Source organism: Nonomuraea sp. KM90, assembly GCF_052246675.1.
Classification (GTDB): Bacteria; Actinomycetota; Actinomycetes; order Streptosporangiales; family Streptosporangiaceae; genus Nonomuraea.
This window is the reverse complement of the sequence record NZ_JBQQCB010000065.1, coordinates 42,707-61,580: the sequence shown is the minus strand read 5'-3', so window position 1 is coordinate 61,580 and position 18,874 is coordinate 42,707. Positions and strand designations below refer to the sequence as shown.

General features: G+C 73.2%; 20 protein-coding genes and 1 pseudogene. 12 read left to right on the top strand and 9 right to left on the bottom strand.

Annotated elements, in window-relative coordinates:
- A pseudogene (locus ACTWPW_RS40660) lies at window positions 1-407 on the top strand (hypothetical protein); the annotation flags it as partial.
- 10 nt (window positions 408-417) lie between these two features.
- Here the strand turns inward: ACTWPW_RS40660 and ACTWPW_RS40655 are convergent.
- Complete coding sequence (locus ACTWPW_RS40655) at window positions 418-762, bottom strand: hypothetical protein (protein ID WP_443171800.1); 345 nt, start codon at window positions 760-762, stop codon at window positions 418-420.
- 82 nt (window positions 763-844) lie between these two features.
- Between ACTWPW_RS40655 and ACTWPW_RS40650 the strand changes: the two genes are divergently transcribed.
- Window positions 845-1,435 carry an alpha/beta hydrolase family protein gene (locus ACTWPW_RS40650; protein ID WP_443171799.1) on the top strand — a complete coding sequence of 197 codons (591 nt, stop codon included), beginning with the start codon at window positions 845-847 and terminating at the stop codon, window positions 1,433-1,435.
- 42 nt (window positions 1,436-1,477) lie between these two features.
- On the opposite strand, the gene ACTWPW_RS40645 is transcribed toward ACTWPW_RS40650, so the two are convergent.
- Together ACTWPW_RS40645 and ACTWPW_RS40640 are read right to left on the bottom strand one after the other, a co-directional pair.
- Window positions 1,478-1,669, bottom strand: coding sequence for a DUF5999 family protein (locus ACTWPW_RS40645; protein ID WP_090931239.1), 192 nt, complete (start codon window positions 1,667-1,669; stop codon window positions 1,478-1,480).
- A gap of 201 nt (window positions 1,670-1,870) precedes the next feature.
- The gene (locus tag ACTWPW_RS40640; protein WP_375108280.1) at window positions 1,871-2,431 is read right to left on the bottom strand and encodes a TetR/AcrR family transcriptional regulator C-terminal domain-containing protein; all 561 of its coding nucleotides are present in this window, start codon (window positions 2,429-2,431) and stop codon (window positions 1,871-1,873) included.
- A 114-nt stretch (window positions 2,432-2,545) separates the two neighbouring features.
- Between ACTWPW_RS40640 and ACTWPW_RS40635 the strand changes: the two genes are divergently transcribed.
- Window positions 2,546-2,944, top strand: coding sequence for a hypothetical protein (locus tag ACTWPW_RS40635; protein ID WP_443171798.1), 399 nt, complete (start codon window positions 2,546-2,548; stop codon window positions 2,942-2,944).
- 136 nt (window positions 2,945-3,080) lie between these two features.
- On the opposite strand, the gene ACTWPW_RS40630 is transcribed toward ACTWPW_RS40635, so the two are convergent.
- The 3 genes from ACTWPW_RS40630 to ACTWPW_RS40620 all read right to left on the bottom strand — a co-directional run bounded on the left by ACTWPW_RS40630 (window position 3,081) and on the right by ACTWPW_RS40620 (window position 6,141).
- Entirely contained in the window at window positions 3,081-4,427 is a 1,347-nt protein-coding gene (locus ACTWPW_RS40630) for an RNA polymerase sigma factor (RefSeq protein ID WP_443171797.1), read from the bottom strand.
- Between the two features lie 177 nt (window positions 4,428-4,604).
- Entirely contained in the window at window positions 4,605-4,949 is a 345-nt protein-coding gene (locus ACTWPW_RS40625; protein ID WP_375108277.1) for a hypothetical protein, read from the bottom strand.
- Between the two features lie 43 nt (window positions 4,950-4,992).
- Window positions 4,993-6,141, bottom strand: a complete 1,149-nt coding sequence (locus tag ACTWPW_RS40620) for an AMP-binding protein (protein ID WP_443171796.1) — start codon at window positions 6,139-6,141, stop codon at window positions 4,993-4,995.
- Window positions 6,142-6,223: 82 nt separating this feature from the next.
- On the opposite strand from ACTWPW_RS40620, the gene ACTWPW_RS40615 reads away from it, so the two are divergent.
- Window positions 6,224-7,117, top strand: a complete 894-nt coding sequence (locus ACTWPW_RS40615) for an o-succinylbenzoate synthase (protein WP_443171801.1) — start codon at window positions 6,224-6,226, stop codon at window positions 7,115-7,117.
- Window positions 7,114-8,775 (top strand): 2-succinyl-5-enolpyruvyl-6-hydroxy-3-cyclohexene-1-carboxylic-acid synthase, encoded by a 1,662-nt coding sequence (gene menD, locus ACTWPW_RS40610; protein ID WP_443171795.1) that lies wholly within the window; start codon window positions 7,114-7,116, stop codon window positions 8,773-8,775. Before ACTWPW_RS40615 ends, menD begins: the two co-directional genes overlap by 4 nt.
- Window positions 8,776-8,817: 42 nt before the next feature.
- Here the strand turns inward: menD and ACTWPW_RS40605 are convergent, their stop codons facing one another.
- Both ACTWPW_RS40605 and ACTWPW_RS40600 read right to left on the bottom strand, forming a co-directional pair.
- On the bottom strand, window positions 8,818-9,711 hold the full coding sequence (locus ACTWPW_RS40605; protein WP_375108855.1) for a 5'-3' exonuclease: 894 nt from the start codon (window positions 9,709-9,711) through the stop codon (window positions 8,818-8,820).
- A gap of 52 nt (window positions 9,712-9,763) precedes the next feature.
- The gene (locus tag ACTWPW_RS40600; protein WP_443171794.1) at window positions 9,764-11,122 is read right to left on the bottom strand and encodes a PP2C family protein-serine/threonine phosphatase; all 1,359 of its coding nucleotides are present in this window, start codon (window positions 11,120-11,122) and stop codon (window positions 9,764-9,766) included.
- Between the two features lie 144 nt (window positions 11,123-11,266).
- On the opposite strand from ACTWPW_RS40600, the gene ACTWPW_RS40595 reads away from it, so the two are divergent.
- Window positions 11,267-12,376 (top strand): M24 family metallopeptidase, encoded by a 1,110-nt coding sequence (locus tag ACTWPW_RS40595; RefSeq protein ID WP_375108273.1) that lies wholly within the window; start codon window positions 11,267-11,269, stop codon window positions 12,374-12,376.
- On the opposite strand, the gene ACTWPW_RS40590 is transcribed toward ACTWPW_RS40595, so the two are convergent.
- Window positions 12,373-12,954 carry an HD domain-containing protein gene (locus ACTWPW_RS40590; protein ID WP_375108272.1) on the bottom strand — a complete coding sequence of 194 codons (582 nt, stop codon included), beginning with the start codon at window positions 12,952-12,954 and terminating at the stop codon, window positions 12,373-12,375. The two genes, ACTWPW_RS40595 and ACTWPW_RS40590, sit on opposite strands and share 4 nt — an antisense overlap.
- Before the next feature lie 41 nt (window positions 12,955-12,995).
- Here ACTWPW_RS40590 and ACTWPW_RS40585 point away from each other — a divergent pair, with 41 nt between their 5' ends.
- From ACTWPW_RS40585 to ACTWPW_RS40560, 6 genes are all read left to right on the top strand, one after another.
- Window positions 12,996-13,664: a protein phosphatase 2C domain-containing protein gene (locus ACTWPW_RS40585; protein ID WP_443171793.1), complete on the top strand. Its 669-nt coding sequence runs from the start codon at window positions 12,996-12,998 to the stop codon at window positions 13,662-13,664.
- Window positions 13,625-13,777, top strand: coding sequence for a hypothetical protein (locus tag ACTWPW_RS40580; RefSeq protein WP_443171792.1), 153 nt, complete (start codon window positions 13,625-13,627; stop codon window positions 13,775-13,777). The genes ACTWPW_RS40585 and ACTWPW_RS40580 overlap by 40 nt, the downstream gene beginning before the upstream one ends.
- Before the next feature lie 88 nt (window positions 13,778-13,865).
- Entirely contained in the window at window positions 13,866-16,442 is a 2,577-nt protein-coding gene (locus tag ACTWPW_RS40575; RefSeq protein ID WP_443171791.1) for a helix-turn-helix transcriptional regulator, read from the top strand.
- 171 nt (window positions 16,443-16,613) lie between these two features.
- Window positions 16,614-17,480 (top strand): terpene synthase family protein, encoded by an 867-nt coding sequence (locus ACTWPW_RS40570; protein ID WP_443171790.1) that lies wholly within the window; start codon window positions 16,614-16,616, stop codon window positions 17,478-17,480.
- 258 nt (window positions 17,481-17,738) lie between these two features.
- Complete coding sequence (locus ACTWPW_RS40565) at window positions 17,739-18,332, top strand: GTP-binding protein (RefSeq protein WP_364136067.1); 594 nt, start codon at window positions 17,739-17,741, stop codon at window positions 18,330-18,332.
- 23 nt (window positions 18,333-18,355) lie between these two features.
- Complete coding sequence (locus ACTWPW_RS40560) at window positions 18,356-18,829, top strand: Lrp/AsnC family transcriptional regulator (RefSeq protein ID WP_375108268.1); 474 nt, start codon at window positions 18,356-18,358, stop codon at window positions 18,827-18,829.
- Window positions 18,830-18,874 lie beyond the last annotated feature (45 nt).

Sequence of the window (18,874 nt, the reverse complement as noted above, 5' to 3'; positions counted from 1 at the left end):
AGAAAGAGCTGCGGGCCGCCGTGCGGACCGGCATGGACGCGGGTGACGACCGGATCGGTGCGCACGCCGCCCAGCGGCTCGCCGACCTGATGCTGGAGCACGGGGAGCCCGGCGCGGCGGCCGAGGTGCTCCTGGACGCCCTGGAGTTCGCCCCCGAGGACGAGGTGCCCGGGCTGCGGGTCCAGCTCGGGATCGCGCATCTGGAGCTGGCGTGCGCGGAGTTCGCCGAGAGCGTCGAGGGCGGGGCCGACGCGCCGACCAGCGCGCTGGCCATCGAGCTGCTCGCCCGCACCCTGCCCCTGCGCGGGCGCGGCGAGGACGCGGACCGGGTCTGGTCGTACGGGCTGGAGCACGAGGACGAGACCCTGGCCGCCGAGGTCCGGCTGCGCTACCACCGCGAAGCCTGAACCTTTGCCGTCAGTTGCGGCGCCCGATGGCCGTGGCGGCCGCCAGGTTGATGATCACGATCGCCAGCCACGCGATCACCAGCCCGACCGGCCCCGCCTCGTGCGCCGCGATGCCCGTCAGGGGAATGCCGATGCCCAGGGAGCCCAGGACGATCGGGATCATCGGCGCGCCCGGCATCGGCCGCTTGGCCGGCGCCACGCCGTGCCGGCCCAGCTCGGCCCGGACACGCGCGGCGATCGTGGCGTCGAGGCGCTCGACGAACGAGTCGGCGAGCGCGGCATCGTAGTCGGGGCCGAGATCGCGGCGGGCGTCGAGCGTGGCCTGCAGATCGTCTCTGAGACTTTTGTCTGGCATAACGGAAATCATCCCTGCTCGGCGCCGCGCCGTCATCCGTCCTGAGAGCTAGGGCCGGATCCTCCCCAGGTACGGTGCTGCCATGCAGGTGATGACCCCGAGAGGGCCGGCGCTGGTCCAGCTCGACGACGTGCCGGACCCGCGGCTGTTGCTGGTGCTCACGCACGGGTCCGCCGGGACGGTGGAGGCGCCCGATCTGCTGGCCGTGCGCGACGCCGCCCTCACGGCCGGGGCCTGTGTGGCCAGGGTGACGCAGGCGTTCAGGGTGGCGGGGGCGCGGGCGCCCGGCTCGGCGGTCAAGCAGGACGAGGCCTGGGAGATCGTCCTGGGGAAGCTGCGCGCCCGGCGGCCCGGGCTGCCGATCGTGCAGGGCGGGCGGAGCAACGGGGCGCGGGTGGCGTGCCGTACGGCCAAGGCGGTTGGGGCGGCGGCGGTGGTGGCGCTGGCCTTCCCGCTGCACCCGCCGGGGAAGCCGGAGCGCTCCCGGGCCGACGAGCTGCGCGGCGCCGGGGTCGACGTGCTGGTGGTGAACGGGGATCGTGACCCGTTCGGTGTGCCCGACGCCGCGGACGCCGCACGGCTGGTTGTGCTGCCGGGGGAGGGGCACGACCTGAAACGTGACCCCGCCCGGGTGGGCGAGGTCGTGGCGGAATGGATCATCCGCTACGCGTAGGCCCGGAAGGCCGAGCGGGCGCGGGGCGCCCGCCGGAGCGGCTCAGGCCGCGCCGACCACGGGCCGGTGCGGGGCGATGACGGTGCCGCTGGGCAGGAGCTCACCGGTGTCCTCGAACAGGACGACTCCGTTGCAGAGCAGGCTCCACCCCTGTTCGGGGTGACAGGCGAGGGTGCGTGCCGCCTCGCGGTCAGGCGCCTCGGCATCCGGACAGGCCGGGTCGTGCGGGCACATCGGCGTGCCTCCGATATCTCGTGGGATGCTCCCGTTCTGGAGGGGCGGGAGCCGGCTCGGGTAGTTGTGCTGGCAAGTGTGCGACGTGTGTCACACGTTCCGACATAGTCCGTTCGGACTGTTACAGGAGGGTCCCCGGATCGTGTGACCTTCGACACAGCGTGCCTTATGCAGGATAACGGTCCAAGCGCGACACGCGCATCACGTTTGCAATCCCTTGAGCAGAGCGTCGAGTCCGCGCTCGAAGTCCACATCGGCTCTTTCGTCCCGCCTGACCCATTCATCAACTTCAGGGTCGGCCCATCCCGACTGTTGCACCTCCACCGCCACGCTGCCGAACACGAAGGCCCGAAGCGCGCGTACGGCCTCGGGAGCGTCGTCCAGGCCCCCCTCGGCGAGCTGCTCGGTCTGCTCCCTGATCGCGATGGCGGTGGCGCCCTTGGGCGGTTTGGTCAGCGCCAGCGCCAGCACGCCGGGGTGCTCCCGCAGCAGCTCCCGGCCGGCCCGGCACCACGCCTTGGCCGTCTCCTGCCAGGTGGGGCCCTGCTCGACGTGGACGGTGGTGACGTGCTCGGCCAGGGCGTCCATCAGCGCCTCCTTGCCCCGGGGCAGGTGGTGGTAGATGGCCATGGCCTCCACCTGCAGGGCGTCGCCCAGGCGGCGCATGGTGAGCCGGCGCAGGCCCTGGCTGTCGGCGATGTGGAGTGCGGCCTCGATGATGCGCTCGCGGGACAGGGGGACCGGCGGTCTCTTGGCGGGCATGGTGATCATCTTACTTCGTAAAGGGGCTCGCTCCGGGGCGATTTCCGCACGTGTCGCCGGACGGCGTACCCTTGGCGGTTGAACGAGTACCGACAGTTCGAAGGGGCCGGGTCGATGGCGTTTTTCCGTCCGCGGGTGAGCCGGGAGGCAGAGGTCCGCTACCACGCGGATCAGGAGATCTCCAGGGGCTTTCCCCAGTTGCTCGACAAGGCCCGGGAAGCCGAGCTGACGCTGCGCGAGCTGCGCGCCGCCGGGGCCGACGAGCTCGAGTTGCTGGCCGCCGGGCAGGCGTTCGACCGGGCGCTGACGGAGGCGCTGCGGGCCGCCGAGGCGGGGCAGCGGGCCACGTTCGGGGTGAAGGCCTACGACGACCGCATCGCGCGGCGCAAGGCCAAGGCCACCCCGGCGGGGGCCATGTGGACCTCCGAGGTCGAGCGGCTGCGCACGCTGCGGGAGGACAACCGGATGTGGGGCATCCCGCGCATCCCGAGGCCGGTGCCCGCCTCCCGCTGACGGCCGCCCCGAGGCACATGGAAGAGCCCCGGCGCACGATGGTGCGCCGGGGCTCTTTCATGTCAGCCGACTCGGGCTCGCGATCACTGCGGGGCCGGGTTCTGGTTCAGCGCGGATCGGTGGCCGTGGCTGGTGTTCAGCTGGCCCAGTCGAGCAGCGGGCGGGTGTTGCTCGGGTGGCGCAGCTTGGACAGCGACTCCTTCTCCAGCTGCCGGATCCGCTCCCGGGTCAACCCCAGGTGCTTGCCGATCTCGTCCAGGGTGTGCGGCTTGCCGTCCACCAGGCCGAAGCGGAGGGCCATGATCTTCGACTCCCGCGGCGACAGGTTGTCGAGCACGCCGCGCAGCTGGTCGCCCAGCAGCTGGCGGTCGACGATCTCCGACGCCTCGGGGGAGTCGACGTCCTCGATGAGGTCGCCGATCGTGGTCTCCCCGTCCTCGCCGATCGTCGCGTTGAGCGAGATCGGCTGACGGCTGGTGCGCAGCAGCTCCTCGATCTGGTCCGGCGTCTTGTCGAGCTCGACGGCCAGCTCCTCGGGCGTGGGCTCGCGTCCCAGGCGCTGGTGCATGTCCCGCTCCACCCGCGACAGCTTCGAGAGCATCTCCAGCACGTGCACGGGCAGCCGGATCGTCCGGGCCGAGTCGGCGAACCCGCGCTGGATGGCCTGCCTGATCCACCACATGGCGTACGTGGAGAACTTGAAGCCCTTGGTGTAGTCGAACTTCTCCACGGCTCTGATCAGCCCGAGGTTGCCCTCCTGGACGACGTCCAGCAGGGACATCCCGCGGTCGGTGTACTTCTTGGCGACCGAGACCACCAGGCGGAGGTTGGCCTCCAGCATGTGGTCCTTGGCCAGCCTGCCGTCCTCGACCACCAGGTGCAGGTCATCCTGCACGGCGGCCGGCAGGTCGGGGTGGGTCTCCAGCTTGTACTCGGCGTACAGGCCCGCCTCGATCCGCCGGGCCAGCTCGACCTCCTGCGCGGCGGTGAGCAGGGTGCGGCGGCCGATGGACTTGAGGTAGGTGTGCACCGAGTCACCCATGACGGACTGCGTGTCGTCCAGGTCGAGGGGCTCGTTCTCCAGCTCCTCGGCGCTCAGGGCGAGGTCGTCGGGGACGTCCTCCTCGTGCTCCGGCTTGGCCTCGGACGGGGTGACCGCCTTCGCCGCTTCGGACGTGGCGTTTTTTGCCTCGCCCGCCTTGCGGCCGGTAGTCTTTGCCCGCGAGGTCTTCCTGGCGGTCGTGGCCTTCTTCGGGGTGCTGTTCTTGGGGGCGGTGGTGCTGAGAGACGGCTCGTTCTCCGCGGCCAGGCTCACGCCGGCCTCTGACAGCTCGCGCAGGATCGTGCGGCCTTCAGAGGGGCTGATGCCGGCCTGCGCGAACGCGTCACGCAGCTCCGAGAGAGAAAGGTGACCCTGGACTCGCCCTCGTTCAATCAGCTGGTCGAGAGTTGCGGGTGGGGTCGCCACGGCGGTTCTGGGCATGAGGACACCTCCTCCGTACGGAGTGGAAGCGATCAGGCAGGTTGTGGTGGGGCGGCTTCGTGTCCGCACGGCGCACCAGTATCAATAACGCCAATCGTCGTTATTTGTTCCCGTGCGCCCGATGCGGGATGAAATAGGGGCGGATCGCCCCATATGCGAACCGCCCCCGGGCAGGTCTTATTCCGTCGAACCGGGTCCGAGCGAGACCTCGGGCATGGGCATGGGCTGGGCGTCTTCCATGCGCTGGTCCGTCCAGTATTCGATGACCTCGCGGGGGTCGGGGTTGACCTCCGTGGAGACCACGATCCCGTCGTCCGGGGGCCCGCTGGGGCTGCTCCCGGGGGCCGGAGTCTGCTGCTCCGGCGGCTGACCGGACGGTGACGCCTTCTCCACCACGGCTCGGGTCTCCCTTGCGACCTGGTCGAGCTTGCCCGCCGAGGCGGCCGCCGCGACTGAGGCGCCTCCGACGACGATGACGCCGACGACGGCCGCGGATGCCCACAGCTTGCGGGTCTGGTCCATGAAGGCTCCCTCCTTCTCCCCAATATGACGCAGCCGCAACTCGTCAGGTTCCTGCCCTCAGACGTACCAGGTCGGTCTTCCCGTTCGGCAGCAGGGGCAGCCGGGGGACCAGCCGCAGGTCGCGCGGGGTGGCGTGAGAGGGAAGCCTATCGCGGCAATATGCCCGCAATTGCGAAAGTGTGAGGGGCGTGTCGGGGTCGGCGGGCACCACGACGGCGGTGACCAGCTCGCCCCATTCGGGGTCCGGCGTGCCGATCACGGCCGCGTCGGCGATCGCCGGGTGGGTGCACAGGACGGCGGTCACGGCGGCGGCCACGACCTTCTCGCCGCCGGTGTTGATGACGTCGTCGGCCCGGCCCAGCACGCGCAGCCGGCCGCCGGTCAGCTCGCCCAGGTCGGAGGTGACGAACCAGCCGCCGTCGAGCGGGGCGGGCGGCTCGGCGAAGCGGTAGCCGGAGAACAGCACCGGCCCCGCGATCCTGATCAGGCCGTCCTCGCCGATCTTGAGATCTACATTGTAAAGGGGCTGGCCGTCGTACACGCAGCCGCCGCTCGTCTCGCTCATCCCGTACGTCGTCACGACCCTGGCGCCGAGGTCGCGGGCCCGATCCACCAGACCGGGCCGCGGGGCGGCGCCGCCGAGCACGATCGTCCGGAACACCGACAGGTCCGCCTCCATCTCCACCAGCCGGTGCAGCTGGGTGGGCACGAGGGACACGTGGTGGGCGCCGGAGGTCAGGACCGCGTGCGGGTCGAAGGCGGGATGGATGATCGGCTCGCTCTCCGACAGCAGGGCGCGTACCAGGACCTGCAGGCCGGAGACGTGGGAGACGGGCAGGCAGCACAGCCAGCGCTCGCCCTTGGCGGCCTCCACGCGGCGCAGCGACGCGGCGGCGGAGGCGCGCAGCGCGGTGGCCGAGAGCATCACGCCCTTGGGCGCGCCGGTGCTCCCGCTGGTGGCGATCACGACGGCCACGTCGTCCGGGACCCCGGTGCCCTCGCTCCTGGGGACCCCGTCGACGTGCGTGGGGCGCAGGGTGTCGAGGACCGGACCGGAGTGGCCGGGAGACAGCGGGAGGACGGCCGGGCCGTCGCCGGACAGCGCTTCGCGGATCGCCGTGAACAGCGCGGGCCCCGGAGGCTGCACAATGGCATGCAGCGGACGGTCCGGATGCGACGGGTTCCTCCACATGCTCGTAAGGTTAATGGCGACAGGTCGGACAGTGGCGCAGGGGAGGGTCGTGACGCGTTCTCCCGTGGTCTTCCGGATCCCCATGCGCACACGATTCCGGGGACAGACCGTCAGGGAAGGGGTGCTGCTGCACGGCCCGGCGGGGTGGGGCGAGTTCTCCCCGTTCCCCGAATACGGCCCGCGCGAGTGTGCCCGCTGGCTGGCGTGCGCCCGAGAGGCGGCCTTCGAGGGCTGGCCGGAGCCGGTGCGCGACAGCGTCCCGGTCAACGCGACGGTGCCGGCCGTGGACCCGGAGCGTGCCCACGACATCGTGCGGCGCTCGGGCTGCGGCACGGCGAAGGTCAAGGTGGCCGAGCCGGGGCAGACGTTCGACGACGACGTGGCCCGGGTGGAGGCCGTGCGCGACGCGCTGGGGCCCGCCGGGCGGCTGCGGGTGGACGTCAACGGCGCCTGGGACGTCGGCGAGGCCGTGCGGCGGCTCAAGCGGCTCGACCGGTTCGACCTGGAATACGCCGAGCAGCCGTGCGCCACGCTCGAGGAGCTGGCGGCGGTGCGGCGGGCGTGCGACGTGCCGATCGCCGCCGACGAGTCGATCCGCAAGGCCGAGGACCCGCTGCGCGTCAGGGCGGCCGAGGCCGCCGACATCGCGGTGGTCAAGGTGCAGCCGCTGGGCGGCGTGCGCAACGCGCTGCGGGTGGTGGAGGCGTGCGGGCTGCCCGCGGTGGTCTCCAGCGCCGTGGAGACGTCGGTCGGGCTGGCCGCCGGGCTGGCGCTGGCGGCGGCGCTGCCGTCGTTGCCGTACGCGTGCGGGCTCGGCACGATGTCGCTGCTGTCGGGCGACGTCGTGGACGACTCGCTGGTGCCGGTGGACGGCCGGCTGGCGGTACGCCGTCCTTCGGTGAATTTTCAGCATTTGTCGGCATTTGAGATTGAATCTCCTCAGTGGCTTCACCGGATGCAGGAGGCCTCACGTTGAACCCCGCTACGGCGCTGGCCACGGTGCTGGTCGACGAGCTGGTGCGCTGCGGCCTGACCGACGTGGTGGTGGCCCCCGGCTCTCGCTCCGCCCCGCTGGCGCTGGCGCTGCACGCCGAGTCGCGGGTGCGCCTGCACGTGCGCGTCGACGAGCGTTCGGCGTCGTACCTCGCCCTGGGGCTCGCCAAGCGCTCCGAGCGGCCCGTCGCGCTGATCTGCTCCTCCGGCACCGCCACCGCGAACTTCCACCCCGCCGTGATCGAGGCGAGCGAGTCGGGCGTGCCGCTGCTGGTGCTGACCGCCGACCGCCCGCCCGAGCTGCGCGGCACCGGCGCCAACCAGACGATCGACCAGATCAAGCTGTTCGGCACCGCCACCCGCTGGTTCGCCGAGGTCGGCGTGCCGGAGGACCGCCCCGGGCAGGTCGCCTACTGGCGTTCGCTGGCCTGCCGCGCCTACCAGCGCGCCGCCGGCGCCGGCAACCCCGGCCCGGTCCACCTGAACCTGGCCTTCAGGGAGCCCCTCATCCCTGACGGCGACACGAGCTGGTGCGAGCCCCTCGACGGCGGCGCCAACGGCCCCTGGGTGCGCGCCCGCGTCGCGCCCCCGCCGATCGCCCTGCACATCCCGCCGACCAGGCGCGGCGTGCTCGTGGTCGGCGACGGCGCCGCCAACGTGCGCCGCTACGTCGCGGCGGCGGGCATGGCGGGCTGGCCGGTGCTGTCCGAGCCCAACGGCGGCGCCCGCTACGGCGACCACGCCATCTCCACCTACCACTACCTGCTGGGCACGCCGGAGTTCGCCGATGCCCACCAGCCCGACGTGGTGGTCACGCTGGGCCGCCCCGGGCTGTCGCGGCCGCTGCTGTCGTGGCTGAAGCGGGCCGGCGAGCACATCGTGGTGGCGCCCGACCTCGACCGCTGGCCCGACCCGACCCGGTCGGCCACGCAGGTGGCGCAGGCCGTGGAGATCCCGGTCGCCTCGGGCGACGACACCTGGCTGCACGCCTGGCGGCAGGCCGACCTGGCGGCCAGGGCGGCCATGGACGAGGTCCTCGACGTGTCGGGCACCAGCGAGCCGCGCCTGGCCAGGGACCTGGTGGACGCGCTGCCGAACGGGGCGCTGCTGTTCTGCGGCTCCTCGATGCCGATCCGCGACCTCGACCAGGCGATGCGGCCCCGGCGCGGCATCCGGCTGATGGCCAACCGGGGCGCCTCCGGCATCGACGGGCTGGTGTCCACGGCCATGGGGGCGGCGCTGGCGCACAACGGCCCCTCCTACGCGCTGATCGGCGACCTTTCCTTCCTGCACGACCAGAACGGGCTCATCCTCGGGCCCCGCGAGCCCCGGCCCGACCTGTGCCTGGTGGTGGTCAACAACAACGGCGGGGGCATCTTCTCGCTGCTGCCCCAGGCGGCGGTGCGCGACCCCTTCGAGCGGGTCTTCGGCACGCCGCACGGCGTGGACCTGGGATACGTGGCGGCGGCGACGGGGACGCCGTACAAGCTGGTGGACGACATCAGCGACCTGCCCAAGGCGCTGCGCGGTGAGGGCCCCCGGGTGGTGGAGGTGCGTACAGACCGGGAGGAGAACGTGCTCGTCCACGCCCGGTTGCGCGACGCCGCCCAGGACGCCGTACGCGCCTGCCTGGCCGGCTGACCACCCGGCCCGCCGCCTCCCTCGGCCACCCGGAGCCTTGGGTCAGCCGCCGAGGACGTCGAGGAGCCGGTTGAGAGGGCTGTCCAGGCCGTACCGGTCGGCCAGGCGGACCAGTGCCTCCGGGTCGCGCGGCTTGGCCGGCAGGGTCAGGTCGGTGTCGGGGAGCGGGGCGTCCGGGGCCACCTCGACGACGGCCGGGGCGGCGCGCAGGTAGTCGCGGGCGGCGGCCAGGCGGGTGCGGCTGCCCGCCGGGAAACCGTCGGTGGCGCCCGAGTCGAGGGCTTCGAGCAGGGCGTCCAGGGAGCCGAAGCGGGTGATCAGGGCGGCGGCGGTCTTCTCGCCGACACCCGGCACGCCGGGCAGGCCGTCGCTGGGGTCGCCGCGCAGGGTGGCGAAGTCGGCGTAGCCGCGGCCGGGGATGCCGTATTTGGCGGTGACGAACGCCTCGTCCACGATCTGCAGGTTGCGGATGCCGCGGGCGGTGTACAGGACGCGGACCGGGCGGGCGTCGTCGACCAGCTGGAACAGGTCGCGGTCGCCGGTCACGATGTCCACGGCGCCCGTGGCGCGGTGGGTGAGCGTGCCGATCACGTCGTCGGCCTCGTAGCCGGGCGACTCCAGGCGGGCGATGCCGAGGGCGTCGAGCACCTCCTGGATCACCGCGATCTGCGGCACGAGCGCCTCGGGCACCTCTTCGGTGTCGCCGTGGGCGACGCGGTGGGCCTTGTACGTGGGGATCGCCGCCACCCGGAAGGCCGGCCGCCAGTCGGCGTCCATGGTGGCCGCGAGCCCGGTGGGGGAGTGCTGGCGCACGAGGGTGGCGATCATGTCGATGAGGCCGCGTACCGCGTTGACGGGCGAGCCGTCCGGAGCCTTGATCGACTCCGGGATGCCGAAGAAGGCGCGGAAGTAGAGGGACGGGGTGTCCAGAAGCATCAGCACCCGTCTATGGTCGCACTCCTGGCGGGTCCTCGCCGGTCGGGCGCCGCTACGGCCCCGGGATGCCCACCGCCAGCAGGCACGCGTCGTCCTCCGGGTTGGGGCCGCCGATGTCGGCGAGCAGGCGGTCCAGCCCCGCGTCCATGCTCCCGTCCGTGCTCCCGTCCGTGCTCCCGTCCGTGCTCCCGTCCGTGCTCCCGATCGTGCTCCCGATCGTGCTTCCGTTCGCGCGCCCGTCCAGGTCCGCGGCGCCGATCCGGCGGGCGGCGGCCAGGGCCAGGTCGAGGCCGACGTCGATGTCGCGGGTGCGCCGCTCGACGAGTCCGTCGGTGAACATCAGCAGCAGGTCGCCGGGCAGCAGCCGGGTGGTGGCCAGCTCGTACGGGCGGCCGGCGGCGGCGCCGAGCAGCACGCCCCTGGGCTGCGGCAGCTGGCTGGCCACCCCGTCGCGCACCAGGATGGGCGCCAGGTTGCCGGCCTGGGCCCAGGCGAGCACCCGGGTCTCCGGGTCCAGGTGGCCCACGATCGCGGTGGCGGTGGTGTCCTTGAGCTGGTGCAGGACGAGCTCGTTCAGCCAGTCCAGCAGCCGGTTGGCGGCCTGCCCGGTCATGGCCAGGCCGACGAGGGCGTGGCGGAGCTGGGCCATGCGCGAGATCGCGGGCAGGCCGTGCCCGGAGACGTCGCCGATGGCCAGCAGCAGGCGGCCGTCGGAGGCCGGGGCGGCCTCGAACCAGTCGCCGCCGAGGTTCGCGGTCTTCTCGGCGGGCACGTACCGCACGGCGATCCTGGTGTGCGGCAGGTCGAGGCAGCCGGCCGGCTCGGGCAGGATGGCCTCGCGCAGGGCGAGCATCACGTGGCGATCCTCGGCGGCCTGCTCGCGGGCCTCCAGGAGCTGGCGGCGCGACTCCGACACCATGCGTTCGGCGCGGCGGCGGCCGGTGATGTCCTGGATCACGCCGTGCATGCCGATCGTGCCGCCGGGCCCGGCCAGCGGTTCCAGCACGACCCGCACGTCGCGCAGGTCGCCCGAGCCCGAGCCCGACTCCGGGCCCGTGCCCGCGCCTGAACCCGTGCCCGAGCCCGAGCCCGGCGCCGAGCCGCGCCGGATGCGGAACTCGGCCCGCACCGGCTCGACGCCCTGCACGGCCGACCACAGCAGGCGGTCGAGCGTGGCCACGTCGGCGGGCACGACATGCTCGGCCAGGTCGGGCAGGGCTATGGGGCCCTCGCGCGGGTCGCGGCCGAAGATCACGTACACCTGGTCGGACCAGATCGTCTCGCCGGTGTGCAGGTGCCACTCCGCCCAGCCCATGTTGCCGAGCCGCTGGGCGTGAGCCAGCCGTACGGCGAGCATCTCGGCGTCGGTCTCGTGGCCGAGCAGCTCGGCCGCGCCTATGACGTCGACCATGGCTCTCATCCTCGAAGCGCGGTGGAATTGGACAATTGGCCCCACAATACGTGATCGATCGTGAACGGTGTGTAGCGGAGGCTTGTCGTGTGGTGAGACCTTTTCGCGGATTTTAGGGAGGCGCCCAACGAGTAGATTGGCCCTGTGACGTCCTCAGACTTGTATCCCGTTTCCCGTCTTGCCGCCGTCCAGGAGGCCACCGCCAAGGCCGGGCTCGACGCCCTGCTCCTCACCCCGGGTCCCGACCTGCGTTACGTGAGCGGCTACGACGCCAAGCCGCTGGAGCGGCTGACGTGCCTCGTCGTGCCCGCCGCCGGGGAGGCCTACATGATGGTGCCCCGGCTGGAGCTGCCCGCCGCGCAGGCGTCGCCCGCCGCGCGGCTGGGGCTGGACTTCGTGGCGTGGGACGAGACCGACGACCCCTACGCGATCGCGGCGGCGCGGCTCGGGCAGGTGGCCAAGGTGGGCCTGGCCGACCGGATGTGGGCGATGTCGTCCCTGCGCTTCCGCGAGGCGCTGCCGCGGGCCGAGCAGGTGCTGGCCGGCAGCGTGCTGCGGGAGCTGCGGATGCGCAAGTCGCCCGGCGAGGTGGCGGCGCTGCGCGAGGCCGGCGAGGCGATCGACTCCGTGCACCGGAGGGTGCCGGAGTTCCTGCGCGCCGGGCGGACCGAGCGCGAGGTGGGCAGGGACATCGCCGAGGCGATCCTGGCCTCCGGGCACGAGACCGTCGACTTCGTGATCGTCGCCTCCGGGCCCAACGGCTCCAGCCCGCACCACGACGTGTCCGACCGGGTCATCCAGGCCGGGGAGCCGGTGGTGGTGGACATCGGCGGGCAGCTGCACAACGGCTACTGCTCCGACTCCACGCGCACCTACAGCGTGGGGGAGCCGCCGGCCGAGTTCGCCGCCTACTACGAGGTGCTGCGCCAGGCCCAGGAGGCGGCCTGCGCGGCGGTGCGGCCGGGGGTGTCGTGCGAGTCGATCGACGCGGCCGCCCGCGAGGTCATCGCCGAGGCGGGATACGGCGACTACTTCATCCACCGGACCGGGCACGGGATCGGGATCGAGACGCACGAGGAGCCGTACATCGTCGCCGGCAACGGGGAGCCGATGGAGGCCGGGTTCGCGTTCTCGGTGGAGCCGGGCATCTACCTGCCGGGGCGGCACGGGGCCCGGATCGAGGACATCGTGGTGTGCGGCGAGAGCGGCGGCGAGCGGCTGAACAACACGCCGCGCGAGCTGGTGATCGTCTAGCGCCTCGGGCTCGCGGCCGGGTAGGCGTTCTGGAAGGCCAGGCGGGCGTCGGCGGCCCCGGCGATGCCGGTCAGCAGGTCGTCCAGCTCCATGAACACCTGCCAGGCCGGCGCCGCGCCCGCGAGGCGGTCCACGACGAGCTGCTCCAGGCCGGGCACCCGCTTGGCCTTCCACACCTTGTCCGCCAGGCTGACCAGGTGGTCCTCGAGGGTGGTGCCCTCCTCCGTCCAGGAGGCGTGGGTGCGGGCGAAGCGGGCCAGCCGTTCGGGCACGCCCCGCTCCAGCAGGAGCCGGTGGCCGTCGATCTCGTGGGCCGAGCCGGGGCCGGACAGCTCGCCCGGGTGCAGGCACTTGCCGATGTCGTGGGTGGCGGCGCCGAACAGGACGGCCTCGTGGTCCACGGCGATCGCCGGGTGGCGGGCCCGCAGCCAGGCGGTCAGGTCGCGGGCCGCGTCGTGCACCGCGCGCAGGTGTGCGGCCAGGCGGGGCGGCGCGTCCAGCGAGCGCAGGAGCTCGTCGGCCGCCTGGGGCAGGCGGGGCAGGGGCGGGTCGGCGAGGGCGCGCTGGAGGGTGGTCACGCTGCCACGATAGGCGGGGCGGCTGTGGCACAGTCGCTGTCATGTTCGCGGAGATCACGTACGCCACCAGGCCCGGCTCGGAGCGGCCCAACGAGGACCTGGTGATCGCCGGGCCGTCGTGGATCGTCGTGCTCGACGGGGCCACGGCGGCGGCCGGAGTGGACAGCGGGTGCTCCCACGACGTCGCCTGGCTGGTGGGGCGGCTCGGCGGGGAGCTGGCGCGGCGGCTGGCCGCCGATGACGGCGCCCCGCTGGCGGCGGTCCTGGAGGCGGCCATCGAGGCCGCGGGGGCGGCGCATTCGGGCACCTGCGACCTGGGCAACCCCGACTCGCCGTCGGCGACGGTCGCCATGGTGCGGTGCGGGGGCCGGGGGCGGCTGGAACACCTCGTGCTGGGGGATTCGGCGGTGGCGCTCTCGCTGGTGGACGGCGGGGTCCGGGTGGTGAGTGACGACCGGCTGGACCGGCTGCCGGGCGGGCGGCCGTACTCGCTGGAGCTGGTGCGGCGGATGCGGAACGCTCCTGGCGGGTTCTGGGTGGCGGGCGCGCGGCCCGAGGCGGCGCGGGAGAGCCTCGTCGGGGAGACGGACGCGACCGGGGTGCGCGGTGCCGGGGTGTTCACGGACGGGGTCACGCGGCTGGCCGATGGTACGGGTGGAGCTGGGAGGCCGTGCTCGGCCTGCTGGCGGGCGAGGGGCCGGCGGCGCTGATCGCGGCCGTGCGGGAGCTGGAGGCGGAGCGGGGGCCGGTCCGGGGCAAGCGGCACGACGACGCGACCGCCGCCTGGGGGGTGCCTGACGCGCCGCTGAACGCGGGCTGCTGACGCGTATGGCCGGTTCGAGGCGGTGTGCGGTGTATCAGGCACCGGTGCCGCGGCTCTGGGATGGGCGAGGGCGGCGGAGGGAGTGCGCATGTACGTCGGCAGGACGGAGGAGCTCGCCCTTCTGCGCGCGGAGCTGCGCGCGGCGGGTGGGGGGTCCGCCAGGAGGGTGGCGGTCGAAGGTCCGGAGGGGATCGGTAAGACCGCGTTCATCCACCACGCGCTCGGCGGGGAGGCGGGCGTGCGGGTGCTGGCCGTCAGCGGCGAGGAGAGCGAGCGGGAGCTCCGGCTGGGGGTCATGCGGGAGCTCATGCGGGAGGCGGCACTGCTGGGCCTGGGGGCAGTCGAGCGGCCGGCGGCGGGGGAGCCGGACGCGTGCGTGGCCGGGCAGGCGGCCTGTGACCTCGTCGCGGGGCTGCCGGCCGGGGAGGTGCTGGCGGTGGTGGTCGACGACGCCCAGTGGGCGGACCGGGCGTCGTTGCGGGCCCTGAGCTACGTCCTGCGGCGGGTACGGGCGGGCCGGGTGCTGGTCCTGGTGGCCTGCCGCGACCTCGCCGACCCGTGGCTGCCGGAGGGCCTGCGGCGGCTGCTGACCGGTGACGGCACCCTGCGCATCGCGCTGGGCGGCCTGAGCGCGGCCGAGCTGGCCGAACTCGCCACCGGCCCCGAACTGGGCGTCACGCTCGGCGAGGCGGCCGCCGCACGGCTGCGCCGGCACACCCTGGGCAGCCCGCTGCACGCCCGTGCCCTGCTGGCCGCGCTGCCGCCGGCGGTCCTGGACGACGACAGCGCGCGGCTGCCGGCACCGGGGACGTACCAGCGGCCCTTCGCCCGCCGCCTGCACGCCTGTGCTCCGCCCGCCAGGCGGCTGGTGGCGGCGTGCGCCGTCCTGGGCGGGAACTGCCCGCTGCACGTGGCCGCGGCCGTCGCCACGGGGATCGACGAGCCGCTGAACGCCCTGGAGGAGGCCGTCGCCGCCGGGCTGCTGCGCGAGCTGCCCGGCCGCCTGGTCGACCTCCCCGAGCCGCTGGCGCGGGCCGCCGCGTACGACGGGATCGGCGCGGGCGCGCGGGCGCGGATGCACCTGGCCGCCTCCCGGCTGACCGACGACGACGGCGCGGCGCTGCGGCACCGGGCCGCCGCGGCGGGCGGGCCGGACGAGCCGCTGGCGGAGGAGCTGGCCAGGTTCGCCGCCAAGGCCGCGCAACACGGGCTGTGGCAGGAGGCCGCCGCCCATCTCGACCTGGCCGCCGGGCTCACCGAGTCGACGGCGCGCCGCGACGAGCTGCGTACGGCCGTGCTGGAACACGTCCTCATCGGGGGCGACGTGCTCCGCGCGTCCAGGCTCGCCGCGGCACGCAACGCCGACCCGCGCCCGGTGCGCCGGTACGTGCTGGGACGGCTCGCGCTGGCCGCCGGGCGCTTCGAGGAGGCGTCCGAGCTGCTGGCCGAGGCGTGGCGGCACACCGAGCCCGGATCGGCCGCCGACGTGGCCGAGCAGCTGGCCTGGCTGCACCTGGTCACGGGGGACCGCACGGCGGCGGCGCACTGGGCCCGTCTGGCGATCGAGCAGCCCATCCAGGGCGCGGTCGCCAGGCCGTGGGACGTGCTGGCGCTGGGCGGGGCACCCGGCGCCGGCACGCCGGCCGGCGGTCTCGCCGCGGCTGTGGGGCACCTGGCACGCGACGAGGCGGGCCAGGCGTGTGCCGTGCTCAAGCGGGCCGTGGCCGCCGCGGGGCTGCCGCAGCAGCGGCTGCTGGCCACCGGGCTGCTGGCCGCGGCCGAGCACGCCCTGGCGCGCTGGGACGAGGCCGTGGCGCACGCGGAGGGCGCCCTGGCCGAGGCGACGGCGCTCGGGCAGCGGTGGCTGCTGCCGTGCCTGGAGGCGGCGTGCGTGGCGCCCCTGGCCGCCCGCGGTGATCACGAGCGGGCCCTGGCGCACGCCATGGCCGCCGGGACCGCCGCCCGGGGGATGCGGCACGCCATGGGGGAGCGGCAGGCCGGGCTGGCCATGGCGCTGCTGGGCGCGGGCGAGGTGCCGGACGGGGAAGGGGACCCGTTCGTGCCGGACCCGGGGCCCGCCAGGATCGAGGCGCTGGTCGCCGACGGGCGGCTGGAGGAGGCCGAGCGGGCGCTGGCGGCGTACGGCGAGGGCGGGCCCGGGGTGCGCGCCCGGGCCGAGCGGCTGCGGCTGGCGGGGCTGCTGGTGGCCGCGAGGAACGTTCCAACCCAGGCCGAGGAGCGGTTCGCCGGCGCGCTGGCGCTGGTGGAGTCGGGGGTGTGCCCCCTGGAGGAGGCGCGGGTGCTGCTCGACCTGGGCCGGTTGCTGCGCCGCACCGGGCGGCGCCGGGCGGCGGCCGAGCGGCTCGGGGCGGCGCGCGCCATCTTCGAGCGGCTGGGGGCGCGCCCGCCGGCCGAGCGGTGCGCCCACGAGCTGGAGGCGTGCGGGCTGGAGCCGCCCGCCACCGTACGGCTCGGGCTCACGCCGCAGGAGCTCAGCACCGCCACGCTGGTGGCCGGGGGCCTGACGAACCGGCAGATCGCCAGGGAGCTGCTCATCAGCGTCAAGACCGTCGAGTATCACATCGGCAAGATCTACACCAAGCTCGGGATCAGCTCGCGAGTGGCGCTGACCACCAAGCTCGCCGCCTGCGGCCGGGCGTCATGACGGCCCGCTGCCCGGGGAGGTGTCGTTCCCGGGCAGCGGAGCAGGCTGATCGGCCAGGCTGCTGATACCTTGATCGGGAGCTCGTGATCATGAAACAATTCCCCTACAGGTGTATATCCGGGTATTGGGGGTCGTCGCCCATGATCCGCGAGCCGATCGAGCGGCCCTAGGGTGCGGGACGACGAGCTGGAGCAGGCGTTCGAGCTCGGCAGGACGTGCGCGCTGGCCGCGGAGTGCGGCAGGGACCTGCGGCGGTGCGCCCAGATGTACACCGGGCTGTTCCCCGTCGCGGCCTTCGGTGCCGACCTCGTCAACGGCCTGACCCTCTCCAACGCCTTCAGCGCCCCCTGGGCCGGCGCGGCCCGGCTGAAGGTGGTCAACCGGGCCGCCCTGTGGGTCATGGCCGTGGACCGGCTCGTCGACCACACCGCGACCACCCGCGAGCAGGTCAACCGCCTGACCCGCGAGTGCCTGTCCGTCGCCGAAGGGGCCGTGCCGCGCTCGGCGGTCACCCGGTTCCTCGCGGACCTGCGCGACGAGCTGGCCACCGTCAAGGAGTTCGGCGACCTGCGCTGGATCTGGCGCAACCAGCTCGCGAAGATGTTGCTGGGCATGACCACGGCCTGGGTGTGGCGGGAGACCCACGCCCTGCCGACGCTGGCCCGCTACGTCGACAACGCCGACAGCCGGGGCTCGTGCTTCGTGGACCTCTCGCACTGGATCTACACGGCCGACGACTGGGCGAAGGCCCATCTGGAGGAGCTGTGGGGCGTCAGCCGGCAGGTGCAGCGCTATCTGCACCTGCTCGGCGACATGGCCACCTATCGCCGGGACCTGAGCTGGGGCGACCTCAACGTGCTGGCGCTGGGCGTGGACCGCGCCGACGTGGCCGCGGCCATGGCGGAGCTGGCGCGCGAGGCCGAGGACCTCATCGGCCCGGTGGCCGAGCACAGTCCCCGTACGGCCGCCTACCTGCGAAGACAGATCGGTTTCAGTGCCGGATTCACCGATGTTTCGGGCTACGATCGGGCCACGTAACGGCCTCGTCTGATTCCATGACAGACAATCTTGACTCTTGACTTGTTAGATCGGCGAATATCGGGGCTCGATGCAACAAAACGTGACATTTTGTTTCTTGTAAAAGTTTGCGGCTTGAGTGGAAAATGTGGCGTTGCTAGGGTGTCTCGTTGCCAGGCATGTGGATCGATCTCCTCAACGCGCCTTGACAGGTACCACTGACCACGGCACCTCAGGGGTGGGGTCACGCATGCGCGGGATATGTACGGGCGGTGCTGGATGGAATTCGGTCGCACAGACCGTTGGCGGCTGCCGACCGCGATCAAGATTCTGATCGCGGGTGGATTCGGCGCGGGCAAGACCACCATGGTCGGCGCCGTGTCCGAGACCCGGCCTCTTCGCACGGAAGAGGCGCTCACCCAGGTGGGCACGCACATCGACGACCTGTCGGGCGTGGAGCGCAAGCTCACCACCACCGTGGCCATGGACTTCGGCCGCATCACCATCCGTAACGACTACATGCTCTACCTGTTCGGCACCCCGGGCCAGGAGCGGTTCTGGTTCGTCTGGGACGAGCTGGCCATGGGCGCGCTGGGCGCCGTGGTGCTGGCCGACACCCGCCGCCTGGACGACTGCTTCCCGGCCGTCGACTATTTCGAGAAGCGCGGCCAGCCGTTCATCGTGGCGCTCAACTGCTTCGAGGGCACCACGCCGTTCACCGTCGGCGAGGTGCGCTCGGCGATCGGCCTGGAGCCGGACATCCCCATCGTGCGCTGCGACGCCCGCCGCCGCGACTCCGGCAGGGAGGTGCTCATCACGCTCGTCGAGCACGCGATGCGCAGAGGGGTCACCCCGGTCGGGACCATGTCGTGACCACCACCGGCTACCTTTGACCGATGGAGGAGATCGACCGCCGGATCGTCACGTTGCTGGCCCATGACGGCCGCATGAGCTTCACCGACCTGGCCAGGGAGACCGGGCTCTCGGTCTCAGCGGTGCACCAGCGCGTACGCCGCCTGGAGAAGCGGGGAGTCGTCCGCGGCTACGCCGCGATCATCGACCACGACGCCGTGGGGCTGCCGCTGACCGCGTTCGTGTCGATCAAGCCGATCGACCCCGCCGCGCCCGACGACGCCCCCGAGCGGCTGGCCCACCTGGCCGCCATCGAGGCGTGCCACAGCGTGGCCGGCGACGAGAGCTACATCCTCAAGGTCCGGGTGGCCTCGCCGGTGGCGCTGGAGGACCTCCTGCAGCAGATCCGCGCCTCGGCCAACGTCTCGACCCGCACCACGGTCGTCCTGAGCACCCCCTACGAGCACCGTTCCCCCGACGTCACCAGCGAGCCCGCCCCCGGCCCCGACAGCGCCTGACCGGCCGCGTCAAGCCCTTACGAAATGCGGACGGATGCCTCCGGA

Bases quoted from the DNA above. Each gene is read 5' to 3' on its own strand.
- ACTWPW_RS40645 (WP_090931239.1), bottom strand. From the start codon at position 1,669: ATGTGCCCGCACGACCCGGCCTGTCCGGATGCCGAGGCGCCTGACCGC.
- ACTWPW_RS40575 (WP_443171791.1), top strand. From the start codon at position 13,866: ATGTACGTCGGCAGGACGGAGGAGCTCGCCCTTCTGCGCGCGGAGCTG.
- ACTWPW_RS40615 (WP_443171801.1), top strand. From the start codon at position 6,224: ATGCGCACACGATTCCGGGGACAGACCGTCAGGGAAGGGGTGCTGCTG.
- ACTWPW_RS40630 (WP_443171797.1), bottom strand. From the start codon at position 4,427: ATGCCCAGAACCGCCGTGGCGACCCCACCCGCAACTCTCGACCAGCTG.
- ACTWPW_RS40640 (WP_375108280.1), bottom strand. From the start codon at position 2,431: ATGCCCGCCAAGAGACCGCCGGTCCCCCTGTCCCGCGAGCGCATCATC.
- ACTWPW_RS40560 (WP_375108268.1), top strand. From the start codon at position 18,356: ATGGAGGAGATCGACCGCCGGATCGTCACGTTGCTGGCCCATGACGGC.
- ACTWPW_RS40620 (WP_443171796.1), bottom strand. From the start codon at position 6,141: ATGTGGAGGAACCCGTCGCATCCGGACCGTCCGCTGCATGCCATTGTG.
- ACTWPW_RS40655 (WP_443171800.1), bottom strand. From the start codon at position 762: ATGCCAGACAAAAGTCTCAGAGACGATCTGCAGGCCACGCTCGACGCC.
- ACTWPW_RS40585 (WP_443171793.1), top strand. From the start codon at position 12,996: ATGTTCGCGGAGATCACGTACGCCACCAGGCCCGGCTCGGAGCGGCCC.
- ACTWPW_RS40565 (WP_364136067.1), top strand. From the start codon at position 17,739: ATGGAATTCGGTCGCACAGACCGTTGGCGGCTGCCGACCGCGATCAAG.
- ACTWPW_RS40650 (WP_443171799.1), top strand. From the start codon at position 845: ATGCAGGTGATGACCCCGAGAGGGCCGGCGCTGGTCCAGCTCGACGAC.
- ACTWPW_RS40605 (WP_375108855.1), bottom strand. From the start codon at position 9,711: ATGCTTCTGGACACCCCGTCCCTCTACTTCCGCGCCTTCTTCGGCATC.
- ACTWPW_RS40635 (WP_443171798.1), top strand. From the start codon at position 2,546: ATGGCGTTTTTCCGTCCGCGGGTGAGCCGGGAGGCAGAGGTCCGCTAC.
- ACTWPW_RS40600 (WP_443171794.1), bottom strand. From the start codon at position 11,122: ATGGTCGACGTCATAGGCGCGGCCGAGCTGCTCGGCCACGAGACCGAC.
- ACTWPW_RS40625 (WP_375108277.1), bottom strand. From the start codon at position 4,949: ATGGACCAGACCCGCAAGCTGTGGGCATCCGCGGCCGTCGTCGGCGTC.